5 protein-coding genes are annotated in these 17,742 nt (G+C 74.5%); all 5 read left to right on the forward strand.

Annotated elements, in window-relative coordinates; genetic code table 11:
- Nucleotides 1–10: 10 nt before the first annotated feature.
- Complete coding sequence (locus tag ACFYYJ_RS41150) at nucleotides 11–10,318, forward strand: SDR family NAD(P)-dependent oxidoreductase (RefSeq protein ID WP_389140077.1); 10,308 nt, start codon at nucleotides 11–13, stop codon at nucleotides 10,316–10,318.
- 61 nt (nucleotides 10,319–10,379) lie between these two features.
- Nucleotides 10,380–11,210, forward strand: coding sequence for a hypothetical protein (locus ACFYYJ_RS41155; protein WP_385133551.1), 831 nt, complete (start codon nucleotides 10,380–10,382; stop codon nucleotides 11,208–11,210).
- 56 nt (nucleotides 11,211–11,266) lie between these two features.
- The gene (locus ACFYYJ_RS41160; RefSeq protein ID WP_389140080.1) at nucleotides 11,267–14,425 is read left to right on the forward strand and encodes an amino acid adenylation domain-containing protein; all 3,159 of its coding nucleotides are present in this window, start codon (nucleotides 11,267–11,269) and stop codon (nucleotides 14,423–14,425) included.
- A gap of 28 nt (nucleotides 14,426–14,453) precedes the next feature.
- Nucleotides 14,454–17,627, forward strand: coding sequence for a type I polyketide synthase (locus tag ACFYYJ_RS41165; protein WP_389140083.1), 3,174 nt, complete (start codon nucleotides 14,454–14,456; stop codon nucleotides 17,625–17,627).
- 17 nt (nucleotides 17,628–17,644) lie between these two features.
- On the forward strand, nucleotides 17,645–17,742 hold a 98-nt coding region (locus tag ACFYYJ_RS41170), incomplete at its 3' end, for a beta-ketoacyl synthase N-terminal-like domain-containing protein (RefSeq protein ID WP_389140086.1).

A 17,742-nucleotide genomic window follows, 5' to 3' on the forward strand; every position in this document is an offset into this window, starting at 1 on the left:
CGACGATGTCGTGCAGCCGGTGCCCGGGCTGGTGCCGTGGGTGGTGTCCGGAAAGACCGCCGAAGCGCTTCGCGCACAGGCCGCCAACCTCGCCGAACACGCCCGCCACAGCGGCGACTCGCTGCTGGACGTGGGCTACTCCCTCGCCGCCGGGCGGACCGCGTTCGAGCACCGTGCGGTGGTGCTGGGCGCGGACAGCGCGGAGCTGATCGCCGGCCTGGAGGCGGTCGCCTCGGTCCCGATGGCCGAGAACGCCCGGACGGCGTTCCTGTTCACGGGGCAGGGCAGCCAGCGTGCGGGCATGGGTCGGGAGCTGTATGCCTCCTTCCCGGTGTTCGCCGAGGCCTTCGACGCCGCTTGCGCGTATCTGGACGCGCACCTGGGCCGGTCGTTGAAGGCGGTCGTCTTCGACGGTGATCCGGTCCTGGACCAGACGCAGTTCACCCAGGCCGCGCTGTTCGCGGTCGAGTCCGCGCTCTTCTCTCTGGTTTCCTCGTTCGGGGTGCGTCCCGATGCCCTGATCGGCCACTCCATCGGCGAGGTGACCGCTGCTTTTGCGGCCGGGGTGTTCTCCCTGGAGGACGCCTGCGCGCTCGTCGCGGTCCGCGGCCGGCTGATGCAGGCCGCTCGTTCCGGTGGCGCGATGGTCGCCATCGCCGCGCCCGAGGCCGACGTACTGGCGGAGCTCGGCGAAGGCCTCTCCCTCGCCGCCGTCAACGGTCCCGCCGCCGTGGTGGTTTCCGGTGATGTGGCTGCGGCAGAGGAGATCGAGGCCCTCTTCCGAGGCCGGGGCGTGAAGGTCAAGCGGCTGACGGTGTCGCACGCCTTCCACTCCGCGCACATGGACGAGGTCCTCGCCGAGTTCGAGGAGCGCATTTCCTCGTTGACGTTCAACGAGCCGCAGATCGCCGTCGTCTCGAACCTGACCGGCCAGGTCGCCGAAGAGCTGACCAGCCCCGCCTACTGGGCCCGTCACATCCGTGGTGCCGTCCGCTTCCACGACGGCATCGAGGCGCTGAACGCCCAGGGCATCACGACGTATCTGGAGCTCGGCCCGGACCCGGTCCTGACCTCCCTCGTCCAGAGCACGCTTGAGGCGCCGGTCGCCGCCTCGCTGCTCAAGGCCCAGGGCGACGAGCCGCGCAGCCTGCTCCGCGCCCTCGGGGCCGCGTACTGCTCCGGCACCGACGTCGACTGGACGGCGCTCCTGCCCGGCGGGACCCACGTCGACCTGCCCACGTACGCCTTCCGGCACGAGCCGTTCTGGCTGCTTCCGGCCGACCGCGCCGATGTGGCCGGGGCCGGGCTCGATGCCGCCGGGCACCCGCTGCTGGGCGCGGCCGTCGAGGTCGCGGACACCGGGCACCTGGTCCTGACCGGGCTGCTGTCCGCGCAGCGGCTGCCCTGGCTGGCCGATCACACCATCGCCGGGACCACCCTCCTGCCCGGCACCGCCTTCGTCGACCTCGCCCTCCACGCGGCCCACCTCACCGACCTCGCCGCCGTCGAGGACCTCACCATCGAAGCCCCCCTGGTGCTCCCCGCGACCGGCGGTGTGCAGCTCCAGGTGATCGCCGGGGCCGAGAGCGCCGACGGCCGACGGCCGTTCAGCGTTCAGTCACGGCCCGCCGGGGCCGCGTCGTGGACGCAGCATGCGTCCGGGACGCTGACCCCGGATTCGGAGCCCGCGCCGCAGGCATCCCCCGCCTGGCCCCCCACCGGCGCGCAACCCCTCGACCTGACCGGCATCTACGAACGCCTCGCCGACCAGGGCTACACCTACGGCCCCGCCTTCCAGGGCCTGACCACCCTCTGGCAGAACGGCACCGACCTCCACGCCGAGATCCGCCTGCCCGCCGCGGCCGGCAACGCCGAACACACCCTCCACCCCGCCCTCCTCGACGCCGCCCTCCACCCCCTCATCGTCACCACCCTCCACGACCAGACCCTCCGCATCCCCTTCGCCTGGAACCACATCACCCTCCACGCCACCCACGCCACCACCCTCCGCGTCCACCTCACCCCCACCACACCCGACACCGTCCGTATCAGCGCGGTCGACGAGGCCGGGCAGCCGGTCGTGACCGTCGGCGAGCTGGTGCTCCGGCCGGTCAGCGCCGAGCAGCTGGCCGCCGCCGTGCCCGCCGCCGACCAGGGGATCCTGCTGGACGTCGACTGGACCCCGGTACGGGCCGGCGAGGCCACCGACGCGGGCCCGCGCGCCGTGATCGGCACGCCGGGTCCGGAGCTCGCCGCCGCGCTCGGCGAGCGGACCACGGCCCACCCGGACCTCGCGGCGCTGTTCGCCGCCGGAGGCCCGGTGCCTGCGACGGTGTTCCTGCCGGTCCCCGCCGGCCAGGAGACCCGTACCGCGCTGGCGCGGGTCCTGGACGCCGCACAGCAGTGGTCGGCCGACGGCCGGTCCGCGGGTTCGCGGCTCGTCGTCGTCACCACCGGCGCCGTCGCCACCCACCGGGGCGACCTGCTGGACGATCTGGCGGGCGCCGCCGTCTGGGGTCTGCTGCGTGCGGCGCAGACCGAGAACCCGGACTCCTTCGTCCTGCTCGACCTCGCCCCCGGCGAACCGGCCGACGCGGCCGCCCTCGGGCTCGCCGTCGCCGCCGTCGAGGAGCCCCAACTGGCCTTGCGCCAGGGCACGGTGTACGCCAACCGGCTCGGCCGCCCCGGCGCCGCCGACGGAGTGCTCACCCCGCCCGCGGGCACCGGCGCGTGGCGCCTGGGCAGCACGGGCAAGGGCACCCTGGAGAACATCGCCCTGGTGCCTTCTCCCGAGGCCGCCGGGCCGCTGGCCGAGGGCCGGGTCCGTGTCGCCGTACGCGCCGTGGGCGCCAACTTCCGCGACGTCCTCATCGCCCTCGGCAGCTACCCCGGCGAGGCGCCGATGGGCAGCGAGGGCGCGGGCGTGGTCCTGGAGGTCGGCCCCGGAGTCACCTCCCTCGCCGTCGGCGACCGGGTGATGGGACTGTTCTCCGAAGGCGCCGGCCCCGTGGCGGTCACCGACCACCGCACGCTCGGCCGCGTGCCGGCCGGCTGGACCTTCGCCGAGGCGGCGGCGACCCCGATCGTCTTCCTGACGGCGTACTACGGTCTGACGGACCTGGCGGGGCTGCGGGCGGGCGAACGCCTGCTCGTGCACTCGGCGGCCGGCGGGGTCGGCATGGCCGCGACGCAGATCGCCCGGCACCTGGGTGCGGAGGTCTTCGGTACGGCGAGCACGGGCAAGTGGGACGTGCTGCGCGGCCTCGGCTTCGATGACGCGCACCTCGCGAACTCCCGCACCCTCGACTTCGAGCGGGAGTTCACGGCGGCGACCGGCGGGCACGGTTTCGACGTCGTACTGGACTCCCTCGCCAAGGAGTTCGTCGACGCGACCCTGCGCCTCCTGCCCTCCGGCGGCCGCTTCCTGGAGATGGGCAAGGCGGACGTCCGCGACCCCGAGCAGGTCGCCGAGCAGCACCCGGGCGTCGCCTACCGGGCCTTCGACCTCATGGAGGCGGGCCCGGAGCGGATCCAGGCGATGCTGCGGGAGTTGTACGAGCTGTTCGAGGCGGGTGCGCTGCGCCCGCTGCCCGTGCGGTCCTGGGACATCCGGTACGCCCGTGACGCCTTCCGTTTCCTGGGCCAGGCCCGGCACATCGGCAAGGTCGCCCTGTCCCTGCCGCGTGGGTTGGACCCGGAGGGCACGGTCCTGATCACCGGGGCCACCGGCACACTCGGCACCCTCCTCGCCCGCCACCTCGTCACCGAGCACAAGATCCGCCACCTGCTGCTCACCTCCCGCCGTGGGGCCGACGCCCCCGGCGCCGCCGAGCTGCGGGCCGAACTCGAGGGACTGGGCGCGACCGTCACCCTCGCCGCCTGCGACACCGCCGACCGCGAGGCTGTCGCCACGCTGCTGGCGACCATCCCCGCCGCACACCCCCTCACCGCCGTCGTGCACACCGCCGGCGTCCTCGACGACGGAACCGTCGACACCCTCACCCCCGAACGCCTCGACACCGTCCTGCGCCCCAAAGCAGACGCCGCCTGGCACCTCCACGAACTCACCCGCGACACCGACCTCGCCGCCTTCGTCCTCTACTCCTCCGCGGCCGGCATCCTCGGCAACGCCGGCCAGGCCAACTACGCCGCCGCCAACACCTACCTCGACGCCCTCGCCCACCACCGCCACACCCAAGGCCTCCCCGCCACCTCCCTCGCCTGGGGACTCTGGGGTCAGCCCGGCGGCATGGGCGGCACCCTCACGCAGCTCGACCTCGACCGGCTCGCCGAGACCGGCACCGCCGCCATCACGGCCGAGCAGGGCATGGCCGCCTTCGACGCGGCGCTCGGCCACCACCGGCCCGCGCTGGTCGCCGTACCGATGCACATGCCCGCGCTGCGCGCCCGCGCCGAGAGCGGCTCGCTCGCACCGATCCTGCGCGGCATGGTCCGTACGCCCGTCCGCAGGGCGGCGGCAGGCCGGGCCGGGGCGGCGGGCGCCGGCTCGCTCGCGCAGCGGCTCGCCGCGCTGCCGGCCGCGGAGCAGGACCGGCTGCTGCTGGACCTGGTCCGCGACGAGGTCGCCTCCGTGCTCGGCCGCTCCGACGCCGCCGCGCTGGACCCCGGCCGGACCTTCACCACCCTCGGCTTCGACTCGCTGTCCGCGGTCGAGCTGCGCAACCGGCTCGGCGCCGCCACCGGACAGCGGCTCACCCCGACCCTGATCTTCGACCACCCCACCCCCGGCGCACTCGCCGCGCACCTGCGCGACACGCTGCTCGGCGGGCAGGCCGCCGCCGCACCGGTCGCCACCGCCGCCCCCGCCGCGGCCGGTGACGACGACGCCATCGCCATCGTCTCCATGGCCTGCCGCTTCCCCGGCGGGATCACCACCCCCGAGGGCCTGTGGCAGCTCGTCCGGAACGGCGTCGACACCGTCGGCGGCTTCCCCGAGAACCGCGGCTGGGACCTGGACGGCCTCTACGACCCCGACCCGGAGACCACCGGCACCTCGTACACCCGCCAGGGCGCCTTCCTCGCCGACGCCGACACCTTCGACGCCGACTTCTTCGGCATCAACCCGCGCGAGGCCCTCGCCATGGACCCCCAGCAGCGGCTGCTGCTGGAGACGGCCTGGGAGACGCTGGAACGCGCCGGGATCGACCCCGACCGGCTGCGCGGCAGCGACACCGGAGTCTTCGCGGGCGTCATCACGGGCGACTACGTGACCCGGCTCGACCGGCTCCCCGAGGGCCTGGAGGGCTACGTCTCCACCGGCACCACCACCAGCGTCGCCTCCGGCCGCATCGCCTACACGCTGGGCCTCGAAGGCCCGGCGCTGACCGTCGACACGGCCTGCTCCTCCTCCCTCGTGGCCCTGCACCTCGCGGCGCAGGCGCTGCGCCGGGGCGAATGCTCCCTCGCGCTCGCGGGCGGGGCGACCGTGATGGCCGGACCCGTCAACTTCGTCGAGTTCTCGCGGCAGCGCGCACTGTCCCCCGACGGCCGCTGCAAGGCGTTCTCCTCGACCGCCGACGGCACCGGATGGGGCGAGGGCGTCGGCCTGATCCTGCTGGAACGGCTCTCCGACGCGCAGGCCAACGGGCACCGGGTACTCGCCGTGATCAAGGGTTCGGCGACGAACCAGGACGGCGCCAGCAACGGCCTGACCGCCCCCAGCGGCCCCTCGCAGCAGCGCGTCATCCGCCAGGCCCTGGCCAATGCCGGCCTGACCGGCGCCGACGTCGACGTCGTCGACGCGCACGGCACGGGCACCAAGCTGGGCGACCCGATCGAGGCGCAGGCCCTGATCGCCACCTACGGCCAGGAGCGGAACCCCGAACAGCCCCTGTGGCTCGGCTCGTTGAAGTCCAACATCGGCCACACCCTGGCCGCCGCCGGTGTCGCCGGCGTCATCAAGATGGTGCAGGCCATGCGGCACGGGGTGCTGCCCCGCACGCTGCACGTGGACGAACCGACCCCGCACGTCGACTGGGAGGCCGGCGCCGTCGCGCTGCTGACCCGGGAGCAGCCGTGGCCCGAGCTGGACCGTCCGCGCCGTGCGGCCGTCTCCTCCTTCGGCTTCAGCGGTACGAACGCCCACCTGATCCTGGAGCAGGCCCCCGAGGCCCGGCAGGCGGACGAGGCCCCCGAGACGGCCGCCCCGACGGTCCTGCCGTGGCTCCTCGCGGCCAAGACCCCGGCCGCCCTGCGCGAACAGGCCGCCCGCCTCGCCGAGTTCGCCGACGCCCACCCGGAGGCCGACGCCGCCGCCGTGGGCGCCTCCCTGGCCACGACCCGTACGGCCTTCGGGCACCGGGCGGTCGCGGTCGGCGGGGACCGCGCGGAACTGCTGCGGGTCGTGCGGGAGCTGGCCGCCGGCGACCAGTCGGCGAGCGCGGTGGCCGGCGAGACCGTGGTCGGGAAGACGGTGTTCGTCTTCCCGGGGCAGGGCTCGCAGTGGATCGGGATGGCGGCGGGCCTGTACGAGGCTTCGCCGGCGTTCCGGGAACGGCTCGACGAGTGCGCCCGGGCGCTGGCTCCGTTCGTGGAGTGGGATCTGCTCAAGGTGCTGCTGGGTGGGGACCCGGAGGGTCTGCTGGAGCGGGTGGACGTCATCCAGCCCGCGCTGTGGGCGGTGATGGTGTCCCTGGCGGAGGTGTGGCGCTCGTACGGTGTCCGGCCGGACGCGGTGGTGGGTCACTCGCAGGGTGAGATCGCGGCCGCCGCGGTGGCGGGTGCGCTGTCCCTGGAGGACGCGGCGTTGGTGGTGGCCCTGCGCAGCCAGGCGATCCTTGCGCTGGCGGGCCGGGGCGGGATGCTGTCGGTGGCTCTGCCCGCCGATGCTGTGCGTCCGTATCTGACCCGCTGGCCCGATGACCTGGGTGTGGCGACGGTCAACGGCCCTTCCTCCACCGTCGTGTCGGGTACGAACAGTGCGCTGGACGAGTTGGTTGCCCTCCTCGACGCGGATGGCGTGCGGTCGCGGCGGATCGCCGTGGACTACGCCTCGCACTCTCCGCACGTGGAGTCCATCGAGGCCGAGCTGGCCGACCTCCTGGCGCCGATCACGCCTCGGGTGCCGGAGGTGGCGTTCTATTCGACGGTCACCAACGAGGTCGTCGACACGGCCGCGCTCGACGCCGGGTACTGGTACCGGAACCTGCGCCAGACCGTCGAGTTCGAGAAGACCACCCGCGCCCTGCTCGCTGACGGTTTCACCACCTTCATCGAGTCCAGCGCCCACCCGGTGCTGACCATCGGTCTCCAGGAGACGTTCGAGGCCGCCGATGCCGCGACCGCGATGGCCGTGCCGTCGCTTCGCCGTGACGAGGGTGGGCTGGAGCGGTTCCTGCTCTCCCTCGGGCAGGCCTGGACCCACGGTGTCGACGTCGACTGGGCGAGCGTGCTTCCCACCCCCGACGGGCGGCCGGTCGATCTGCCCACCTACGCCTTCCAGCGCACCCGCTACTGGCTGGAGTCGGCCCCCACGACGGGTGACGTGTCCACCGCCGGCCTCGCCGCCGCCGAGCACCCCCTCCTCGGTGCGACCGTGGCCGTCGCCGGATCGGAGACCGTGCTCTTCACCGGGCGGCTGTCCCTGTCCACCCATCCGTGGCTCGCCGACCACACGGTCGCCGGAACGGTCCTGCTGCCCGGTGCCGCCTTCGCCGACCTCGCACTGTTCGCCGCGCAGCGGCTCGGTGCCGCAGCCGTCGACGACCTGGTGCTGCACGCCCCGCTCGCCCTCCCGGCGACCGGCGCCGTACAGATCCAGCTCACCGCCCAGGGGCCCGACTCCTCCGACCGCCGCGAACTCTCCGTCCACGCCCGCCCCGAGGCCTCCGACGCCTCCGACGCCCCCGAGTGGACCCTGCACGCCCAGGGCCTCCTCGTCGCCGAGGCGCCCGCCCATCCGGCCCCCGCCGGCTCCGAGTGGCCCCCGGCCGCCGCCGCCCCGGTGGAGCTCGCCGACGCATACGGTCGGCTCGCGGACCAGGGGTACGAGTACGGGCCCGCCTTCCAGGGCCTGACCGCGCTCTGGCAGGACGGCGCGACCGGGACCCTGTACGCGGAGGTCGAGCTCGCCCCCGGCACCGCCACCGCCGGGCACGCCCTGCACCCGGCACTGCTGGACGCGGCCCTGCACCCGCTGGTCGTGGCAGCCCTGGCCGAGGCCGGGGACGACGGACTGCGGCTGCGCGTCCCGTACTCCTGGACCGGGCTGACGGCCCCCGCCGGCGCGCCCTCCGCGTTGCGGGTGACACTGACCCGTACCGGGGAGGACACCGTCCGGCTGCTCTTCGCCGACGCCGCCGGTACTCCCGTCGGCGGGGTCGACACGCTCACCGTGCGGGCCACCGACCTGTCCGCCCTGGCCGCCCTGCGCACCGACCGGCTGCCGCTGCACCACGTCCGCTGGGAGCCCGTCGAGCTGCCCGCCGCGGTGGACACCATCGGCCGGGCCGTGTGGCTCGGGGCGGACCCGGCCGGGATACGGGGCGCGTTCGGCGTCGCCCACGAGTCGTACGAGGACGTACAGGTCCTCGCGGCGGCCGTCGCCGGCGGCGGTACGGAGCCCCGGTACGTCCTGACGGCCCCGCCGACCGGCGAGGACCCGGGCGCGGCCGTGTACCGGATGCTGGAGCTCGTCCAGCACTGGCTCGCCGAGGACGGCCTCGGCGCGAGCACGCTGGTCCTCCTCACCTCCGGCGCCGTCGACGGCGCCGACCCGACCGCCGCGGCCATGTGGGGTCTGCTGCGGGTGGTGGAGTCCGAGAACCCCGGCCGTGTCGTCCTGCTGGACGCCGATGCCGACACCGACCCGGTGACCCTGCACGCCGCCCTCACCGCCGGCGAGCCCGAACTGCTCCTGCGACGCGGTACGGCGGCCCGCCCCCGGATCGTCGCGGGCGCCCCGGACCGCACCACCGCCGGCGACCCGGTCGCCCGGTTCGGCGCCGACGGCACCGTCCTGATCACCGGCGCGACCGGTGCCCTGGGCGGCCTCGTCGCCCGCCACCTCGTCACCTCGTACGGGGTGCGGCACCTGCTGCTGACCGGCCGCCGCGGCCCCGACGCACCCGGCGCCGCCGAGCTGCGGGCCGAACTCGAAGCCCTCGGCGCCACCGTCACCCTCGCCGCCTGCGACACCGCCGACCGCGAGGCGCTCGCCGCCCTGCTGGCCGCCATCCCCGCAGACCGTCCGCTCGGCGCCGTGATCCACGCGGCGGGCGTGCTCGACGACGGCATCGTGCCCGGACTGACCCGCGAGCGCTTCGCGGCGGTGTGGCGGCCCAAGGCCGACGCCGCGCGCCACCTGCACGAGCTGACCGCCGGCCTGGACCTGGACGCGTTCGTCCTCTTCTCCTCGCTGGCGGGCCAGGCGGGCAACGCGGGCCAGGCCAACTACGCGGCCGCCAACACCTACCTCGACGCCCTCGCCGAACGGCGCCGCGCCCAGGGACTGCCCGCGGCCTCCCTCGTCTGGGGCCTGTGGGGCGAGACCGGGGGATCGGGTACCGGACTGGCCACCCGCCTCGACGGAGCCGCCCTGGCCCGCGCGGGACGCGGCGGACTGCTCCCGCTGTCCGCGGCCGAGGGGCTCGCCCTGTTCGACGACGCGCTCGCCGAGGCCGGCCCGGTGCCGGTCGTGGCCCGCTTCGACGCGGCGGCGCTGCGCGCCCAGGCCGAGGCGCGGACCCTGCCCGGCAGGCTCCGCGGCCTGGTCCGTACGCCCGCACGCCGCACCGCCGGCGCGCAGGCGGAGCGGACGGCGCAGGACGGGGTACGGCTCACCGACCGGCTGACCGGACTCACCCGCCCCGAACAGGAGGCGATCGTCCGGGAGTTGGTCCGTACGACCGTCGCGGTCGTGCTCGGCCACCCCGACACCGGCCGGATCGAGGACGACCTGTCCTTCAAGACGCTCGGCTTCGACTCGCTGACCGCCGTCGAACTGCGCAACCGGCTCGGCGCGGCCACCGGCCTCGCACTGCCCGCCACCCTCGTCTTCGACCACCCGAGCCCCCGCGAACTCACCGAGTACGTCCACAAGCTGGCCGAACCGGCCGCCGTACGGCCGCCGGTGCTCGCCGACCTCGACCGGCTGGAGGCCGCGCTCGCGGGCCTGGCCGCCGACGCCGACGGCGAGGACCTGCGCCGCACCGTCGCCGCCCGGATGGAGGAACTGCTCGCCGACTGGGCGGGACGCGCGGCGGGAGCCAACCCCGCCCAGGACGCCTCCGCCGACATCGGGTCCGCGTCCGCGAGCGAGCTCCTCGACCTCATCGACCAGGAGTTCGGCGGCCTCTAGGCCCTCACCGGGGCCCGCGCCCCGCCGACCGACCACCCCCTTCACCACAGAACGGAACCCCATGAGCAGCCTCAGCACCTGGAAAGAGCTCAGCACCGGCGCCGGCGACGAGGTCGTCCTCGCCGTCGACTTCGACGCGACCGGCCGCGGCGAGGCCCGCTTCAGCGACTTCGTCCCGCTCCTCGGCTCCGGCTTCACCGTGTGGGAGACCCTCCCGCAGGCCGTCGCCTCCCGCCCCGACCTGCCCGCCGACGCCTACGTCAAGCAGTGGGTCGACGAGGTCCGCACCAGCGGCAAGCGGGTCAAGGCCGTCCTCGCCTTCTGCGCCGGCAGCGTCTACGCGGCCGCCATCGCGGAAGAGGTCGAGAAGTGGCAGGGCTCCTTCCCGCAGACCATCCTCTTCGACCCGGAGCGGGCCGCCGCCGCCAGCATGTACTGGCAGTTCCACAAGGCCGTCGGCCAGATGGAGGCCGCCGTCGGCGCCGCCGAGGTCGGCCGCGTCCAGGACGCCGCCCAGCGCGCCCAGGAGACCTGCCCGAGCCTCGGCGACCTCGCCCGCCGGCTCCTGCTGCTCTACCACGCCATCGCCCAGTCGGCCTGCGACAAGCTCGGCCTCGACGAGCGCCGCCGCGCCGAGATGACCGAGACCGCGGGCGCGTTCCTCACCTACCTCTCGACCGCCGAGCAGATCGAACCGGCCGCCGCCTGGCTGCGTTCGACGGCCATCACCTCCGCCACCGCGACCAGCGGCCTCAACGGGTTCCGCATGCTCAACCCGGGCCACGAGGCCGCCCTCGTCGCCGACGAGCTCCGCTTCGACACCCCGCACGTCGAACTGCTCGCCAGCCCCGTCGTCGCCAAGGCCGTCACCGAGCTCCTGCTCGCCTCCTGACCCACCGCGCGCGGCCGGCCGTACTCCCTCCCCCAGGTCACAGACAGGAATCCGGAATGCTCACCTCTGCCCACACCCCAGGGAACGGTCCGGCCCCCGCCGTACTCACCGCGGCCGCCCGCAAGGAACAGGCGCTGTGGCTGCTGGAGAAGCTCGTCCCCTCCGGCGCCGTCAACAACCTCTCCGTCGTCTTCACCACGGAGGAGCCGCTGGGGGAGTGGGAGCTCCAGCAGACCCTGGACGCGCTGCTGCGCCGCCACGAGGCACTGCGCACGGTCTTCCACGGCACCGACGGCGGACTCGTCCGGCAGAGCGTCCCCGCCGACCGGTTCACCGCCACCGTCAGCACCATGGAGGTCGCCGCCGGCGGCGCCGAAGCGGCCGTGGACGCGCTCGTCGCCCGGCCCTTCACCTTCGACGGGCAGCCGCTGCTGCGCGCCGGCCACCTCCAGGGCCCCGACGGGGACGTCTTCTGCCTGGTCGTCCACCACATCGTCTTCGACACCGTCTCCGCCGCGATCCTGCTCGACGAGTTCGTCCGCATCTACGAGGCCGTCGCCGCCGGCCTCGACATTCCCGAGGAGCTCGCCGCCCCCCAGCCGGCGCTGCGCACCGCCGCCTACACCGACGAGAGCCTGGCCTACTGGCGCGAGCACCTGCACGGCTTCGACCCGTCCGCGCTCGGCCTCGACTGCGGCACCGAGGACCGGCCCGACCCCACGCTGACCGGCGACTCCGTACTGCACACCCTGTCCGACGGGGCCCGCGAGGCCGTCCGCCGGCTCCAGCGGGAAGTACGCGCCCCCGAGGCCGTCGTCCTCCTCGCCGCCTACTACCTGCTGCTCGCCCGGCACGGAGCCGGCCCCGACCTGGTCGTCGGCTCGCCCGCCAACGTCCGCCCCGCCGACGCCGCCGGAGCCATCGGCTACCACGTCAACACCCTCCCGCTGCGCGCCCGCGTCGACCTGGACGCCGGCTTCCGGGAACTCGCCGCCCAGTCCCGCGAGGCCTTCTTCGGCGCCATCACGCACGCCGACGTACCCGTGGACGTACTGCTCCCCGAGATCGAGCACACCGGCGCGACCTGGCGCAACACCGTCTTCCGGCACCTGTTCAACTACGTGCCGAACGCCGGGCCCACCACCTTCGAGATCGACGGGAACCCGGCCCGCCGGCTCCTCGTCGAGAACGGCTACAGCAAGTTCGACCTGGAGTTCTTCTTCCTCTCCTCGCCCGAGGGGATCCGCGTCCGCGGCGTCTTCTACACCGAGGTCCTCTCCCGCTCCGACACCGAGTCCATGCTGGAGCGCTACGACGCCCTGCTCGTCGCCCTCGGCGCCGACCCCGACCGCCCGCTCGGCGAAATCCCGCTCGCCGGCCCCCGGGACCGCGCCGTCATCGACGCCGCCAACGCCACCGCCACCGAGGTCACCCCCGCCACCCTCCTGGAGGCGATCGCCGCCACCGTCGCCGCGACCCCCGACGCCGTCGCCGTCGAACACGGCGAACACACCACGACGTACCGGCAGCTGTGGGACACCGCCCTCGCCGACCGGGACCTGCTGCGCACCGCCGGCGCCCGCCCCGGCGACACCGTCGCCCTCGCCGCCCGCCGCGGCCCGCAGCTCGCCGCCGCCGTCCTCGGAGCCTGGCTGGCGGGCGCCGCCTACCTCGCCCTGGACCCCGACCACCCGGCCCAGCGCACCGCCTACCTGCTGGAGGACTCCGGAGCCGCGGTCGTCCTCGCCGCACCCGGCATCGACGTCGCCGCGGGAGCCGACGTACGCGTCGAGCCGATGGCGGCCGTCGCCCCCGTACGCGGCGCGCAGGACGCGGACCGGACCGGCGAGGAGCCCGTCGCCTTCCCCGACGCCTTCCCCGGCGCCGACGACACGGCCTTCCTCATCTACACCTCCGGCTCCACCGGCAAGCCCAAGGGCACGATCATCACCCACCGCGGCGCCGCCAACGTCATCGACCACTTCCGCGGCGAACTCGGCGCCGGAGCCGACGACGTGACGCTGTGGCTGACCACCTTCACCTTCGACATCTCCGCCCTGGAACTCTTCCTCCCCCTCGTCACCGGCGGCCGCATCGCCGTCGCCCCCGACGCCGCCCGCAGCGACGGCCAGGCCCTCCTCGAAGTCCTCGAACGCCACGACGCGGGCATCATCCAGGCCACCCCCACGACCTGGCGCCTCATCGCGGACAAGGCCGGCCACCGGCTCGCCGGACGCCGCGGAGTCACCGGCGGCGAACCCATGCCGCCCGCCCTCGCCCGCCGCATCACCGCCGCCGGCTGCACCCTGCGCAACGCCTACGCCCCCTCCGAGACGACCATCTACTCCACCTGCGGCACCGTCCCCGAAGGCGCCACCGCCATCGACATCGGCCGCCCCATGAACAACACCCGCGCCTTCGTCACCGACGGCGCCGGCCGTGAACTGCCCGTCGGGGTCCGCGGCGAACTGTGCATCGCCGGCACCGGAGTCGCCCTCGGCTACCACGGCCGCCCCGAACTGACCGCCGAACGCTTCGCCACCCACCCCGAACACGGCCGCTTCTACCGCACCGGCGACCTCGCCTGCTGGCTCCCCGACGGCCGCCTCGAACTGCACGGCCGGGTCGACCGCCAGGTCAAGCTGCGCGGCAACCGCATCGAACTCGGCGAAGTGGAAGCCGTACTCCTGGAGCACCCGCAGGTGCACGGCGTGGCCGTCGTCGTCGACCAGGAGGCGCCCGGCGGGCCGCTGCTCGTCGCCTTCGTCCAGCCCACCGAGGACACCGCCCCCGCCGCCCTCGCCGACCTGCTGTGGGAGCACGCCAGGGCCGGCCTGCCCGGAGCCGCCGTCCCCCAGGAGTTCCTCGCCATCGACGCCTTCCCCACCACCGTCAGCCAGAAGACCGACTACCTCGCCCTGGGACGCCTCGCCGCGGCGCGCCGCACCGAACGCACCGAGGGCACGAGCGGCACCTCGTACGAAGGGGACGAGCTCATCGCCGCGCTCGTCACCCTGTGGCAGCGGCTCCTGGAGCGCACCGACGTCGACGCCGACGCCAACTTCTTCGCGCACGGCGGCCACTCGCTGCTCGGCGCCCAGCTCGTCCAGAAGGTCGAGGAAACCACCGGCACCACCCTCGCCATGGCCGACCTGTACGCCGACCCGACACCCGCCCGGCTCGCCGCACGCATCCGCAAGACGCACGACCAGTGACGCACCACCCACAGGGGAAGGGGGAGAAATGACCACCGCGACGACCGCCGCCAACGCGACCGCAGCGCCGACCGCGACCGGCGAAGAAGCCAGGCTGCTCGACTACCTCAAGCGGATGACGATCGACCTGCGCGAGGCCCGCCGGCAGCTCAAGGACCTGGAGGACCGGCGCCACGAGCCCATCGCCGTCGTCGGCATGGCCTGCGCCTACCCCGGAGGCGTCGCCGGCCCCGAGGACCTGTGGGACCTCGTCGCCGAGGGGACCGACGCCGTCGGCGACTTCCCCACCGACCGAGGCTGGGACCTCGAAGGGCTCTACGACCCCGACCCCGAAACCCCCGGCACCTGCTACACCCGCAACGGCGGCTTCCTGCCCGAAGCGGCCTCCTTCGACGCCGGACTCTTCGGGATCACCCCCAAGGAAGCCCTCACCATCGACCCCCAGCAGCGGCTCCTGCTGGAACACGCCTGGGCCGCCGTCGAACGCGCCGGCATCGACCCCCGCACCCTGCGCGGCAGCCGCACCGGCGTCTTCGTCGGCGTCATGTACAACGACTACGGCGCCCGCCTCAACCCCGCCCCCGAAGGCTTCGAGGGCTACATCGGCAGCGGCAGCGCCGCCAGCGTCGCCTCCGGCCGCATCGCCTACACCCTCGGCCTGCACGGCCCCGCCCTCACCGTCGACACCGCCTGCTCCTCCTCCCTCGTCTCCCTCCACCTCGCCGTCCAGTCACTGCGCAGCGGCGAATGCAGCTCCGCCCTCGCCGGCGGCGTCACCGTCATGGCCACCCCCACCGTCTTCACCGAGTTCGCCCGCCAACGCGGCCTCAGCCCCGACGGCCGCTGCCGCTCCTTCGCCGCCGAAGCCGACGGCACCGGCTGGGCCGAAGGCGTCGGCGTCCTCTACCTGGAACGCCTCTCCGACGCCCAGCGCGCCGGACACCCCGTCCTCGCCGTCATCCGCGGCAGCGCCGTCAACCAGGACGGCGCCAGCAACGGCCTGACCGCCCCCAACGGCCCCGCCCAGGAACGCGTCATCCACGACGCCCTCGCCGACGCCCGCCTCACCCCCGGCGACATCGACGCCGTCGAAGCCCACGGCACCGCCACCACCCTCGGCGACCCCGTCGAGGGCCGGGCCATCCAGGCCGCCTACGGGCAGGGCCGCGAACCCGGCCGCCCGCTGCGCCTCGGCTCCCTCAAGTCGAACATCGGCCACAGCCAGGCCGCCGCCGGCGTCGGCGGCGTCATCAAGACCGTGATGGCCCTGCGCAACCAGCTCCTCCCGCGCACCCTGCACGCCCAGAACCCCACCCCCCACATCGACTGGAGCTCCGGCGGCGTCGCCCTGCTCCAGGACCCCGTCTCCTGGCTGCGCAACCCGGCCCGCCCGCGCCGCGCCGGCGTCTCCTCCTTCGGCATCAGCGGCACCAACGCCCACGTCATCGTCGAAGAGGCCCCGCAGGAGGACGTACGGCACGCCGCGCGCGGCACCGCCGTCGCCTGGCCGCTCGCCGCCCGCACCCCCAAGGCGCTGCGCGACCAAGCCGCCAGGCTCGCCGCCCACCTCACCCGCACCCCCGCCGCCGCGCCCGACGTGGCCCACACCCTGGCCACCGGCCGCACCCCCTTCGCGCACCGGGCCGTCGTCGTCGCCGCCGACCCCGCCCAGCTGATCCAGGGCCTGGAGAAACTCGCCCGCGGCGCCGGCGCCCCCGGCGTCACCAAGGGCGCCCCCGACCCGGCCGCCAAGGCACCGCTGGCCGTGGTGTTCTCCGGACAGGGCTCCCAGCGCGCCGGAATGGGCGGCGAACTGTACGCCCGCTTCCCCGAGTTCGCCCGCGCCTTCGACGCGGTCTGCGCCGAACTCGACCTTCACCTCGACGTCCCCCTGCGCGCGGTGCTCTTCGGCGAGGACCCCGCCGTCCACGCCGACCTCATCCACCAGACCGCCTACACCCAGGCGGGCATCTTCGCCGTCGAAGTCGCCCTGTACCGGCTACTCGAACACTTCGGCGTCACCCCCGACTTCGTCGCCGGCCACTCCGTCGGCGAACTCGCCGCCGCCCACGTCGCCGGCGTCTGGTCCCTGCCCGACGCGGCCGCCCTCGTCGCCGCCCGAGGCCGCCTCATGCAGGCCCTGCCCGGCGGCGGCGCCATGCTCGCCGTCGAGGCGACGGCCGCCGAGGCGGAGGCAGCGCTCTCGGGCCGCGAGCACGAGGTCTCCCTCGCCGCCGAGAACGGCCCCACCTCCGTGGTGATCTCCGGCGACCCCGGAGCCGTCGCGGAGATCGGCGCCGCCTTCACCGCCCGGGGCCGCCGAACCAAGCAGCTCAAGGTCAGCCACGCCTTCCACTCCCCCCACATGGACGGGATGCTCGCCGAGTTCGAGACGGTCGCCAAGCAGCTCACCTACCACCCGCCGCGCATCCCGGTCGTCTCCAACCTCACCGGGGACACCGCCGGAGCCGAACTCCTCACCCCCGAGTACTGGGTCGGCCACGTCCGCCGCCCCGTCCGCTTCGCCTCCGGCATTCGCCGACTGGCCGCACTGGGCGTCGCCACCTTCCTGGAGGCCGGCCCGGACAGCGTCCTCACCCCGATGGTCACCGAGACCCTCGCGGACACCCCCGACGGCGCCCGCGCCGCCGCGATCGCCCTGGCCCGCCGCGACCAGGACGAACCCGCCGCCTTCCTGACCGCCCTGGCCCGCCTGCACGTCGGCGGCCGAGCAGTGGACTGGCGGGCCGCGACGGCCGGACTGGAGCCCCGTACGGTCGCACTTCCCCCGTACGCCTTCCAGCGGCGCCGGTACTGGCTCGACGAGGTGGCGCCGGCCCCCGTCACCCGGGCGGTGACCCGCACCTACCAGGCCGTCGAGGAGCCGGCCGACGAGGAGACGGCGGCACCGACCACCGCGGCCACCCTGGCCGCGGCCCCGCCGGCGGAACGCCCCGCACTGATCCTGGCCGCCGTACTGGAGGTCGCGGCCGAGGTCATGGGCCTCGACACACCCGGCGAGGTCAGCGTCGAAACGCCGCTGCTGGAACTGGGCTTCACCTCCCTGATGGCGGTCGACCTGCGCAACAAGGTCGTCGAGGCGACCGGCGTCGACCTCCCCGCCACGGTCGTCTACGACCACCCGACTTTCGAAGCGATAGCGAGCTACGTGGACTCGCTCATGAACACGGATCGAGGCTGAACCGAATGAACGAGTCCATGGCCATTGCCGTTGTCGGTATGTCGTGCCGTTTTCCGGGTGCCGAGGGTGGTCCGGGGGCGTTTTGGGATCTGCTGGTGGCGGGTCGTGATGCGGT

Source organism: Streptomyces sp. NPDC002467 (assembly GCF_042889825.1).
Classification (GTDB): Bacteria; Actinomycetota; Actinomycetes; order Streptomycetales; family Streptomycetaceae; genus Streptomyces.

What these genes read in the sequence shown, in the direction of transcription:
- ACFYYJ_RS41155 (WP_385133551.1), top strand. Translation starts at nt 10,380, where the DNA reads ATGAGCAGCCTCAGCACCTGGAAAGAGCTCAGCACCGGCGCCGGCGAC.
- ACFYYJ_RS41165 (WP_389140083.1), top strand. Translation starts at nt 14,454, where the DNA reads ATGACCACCGCGACGACCGCCGCCAACGCGACCGCAGCGCCGACCGCG.
- ACFYYJ_RS41160 (WP_389140080.1), top strand. Translation starts at nt 11,267, where the DNA reads ATGCTCACCTCTGCCCACACCCCAGGGAACGGTCCGGCCCCCGCCGTA.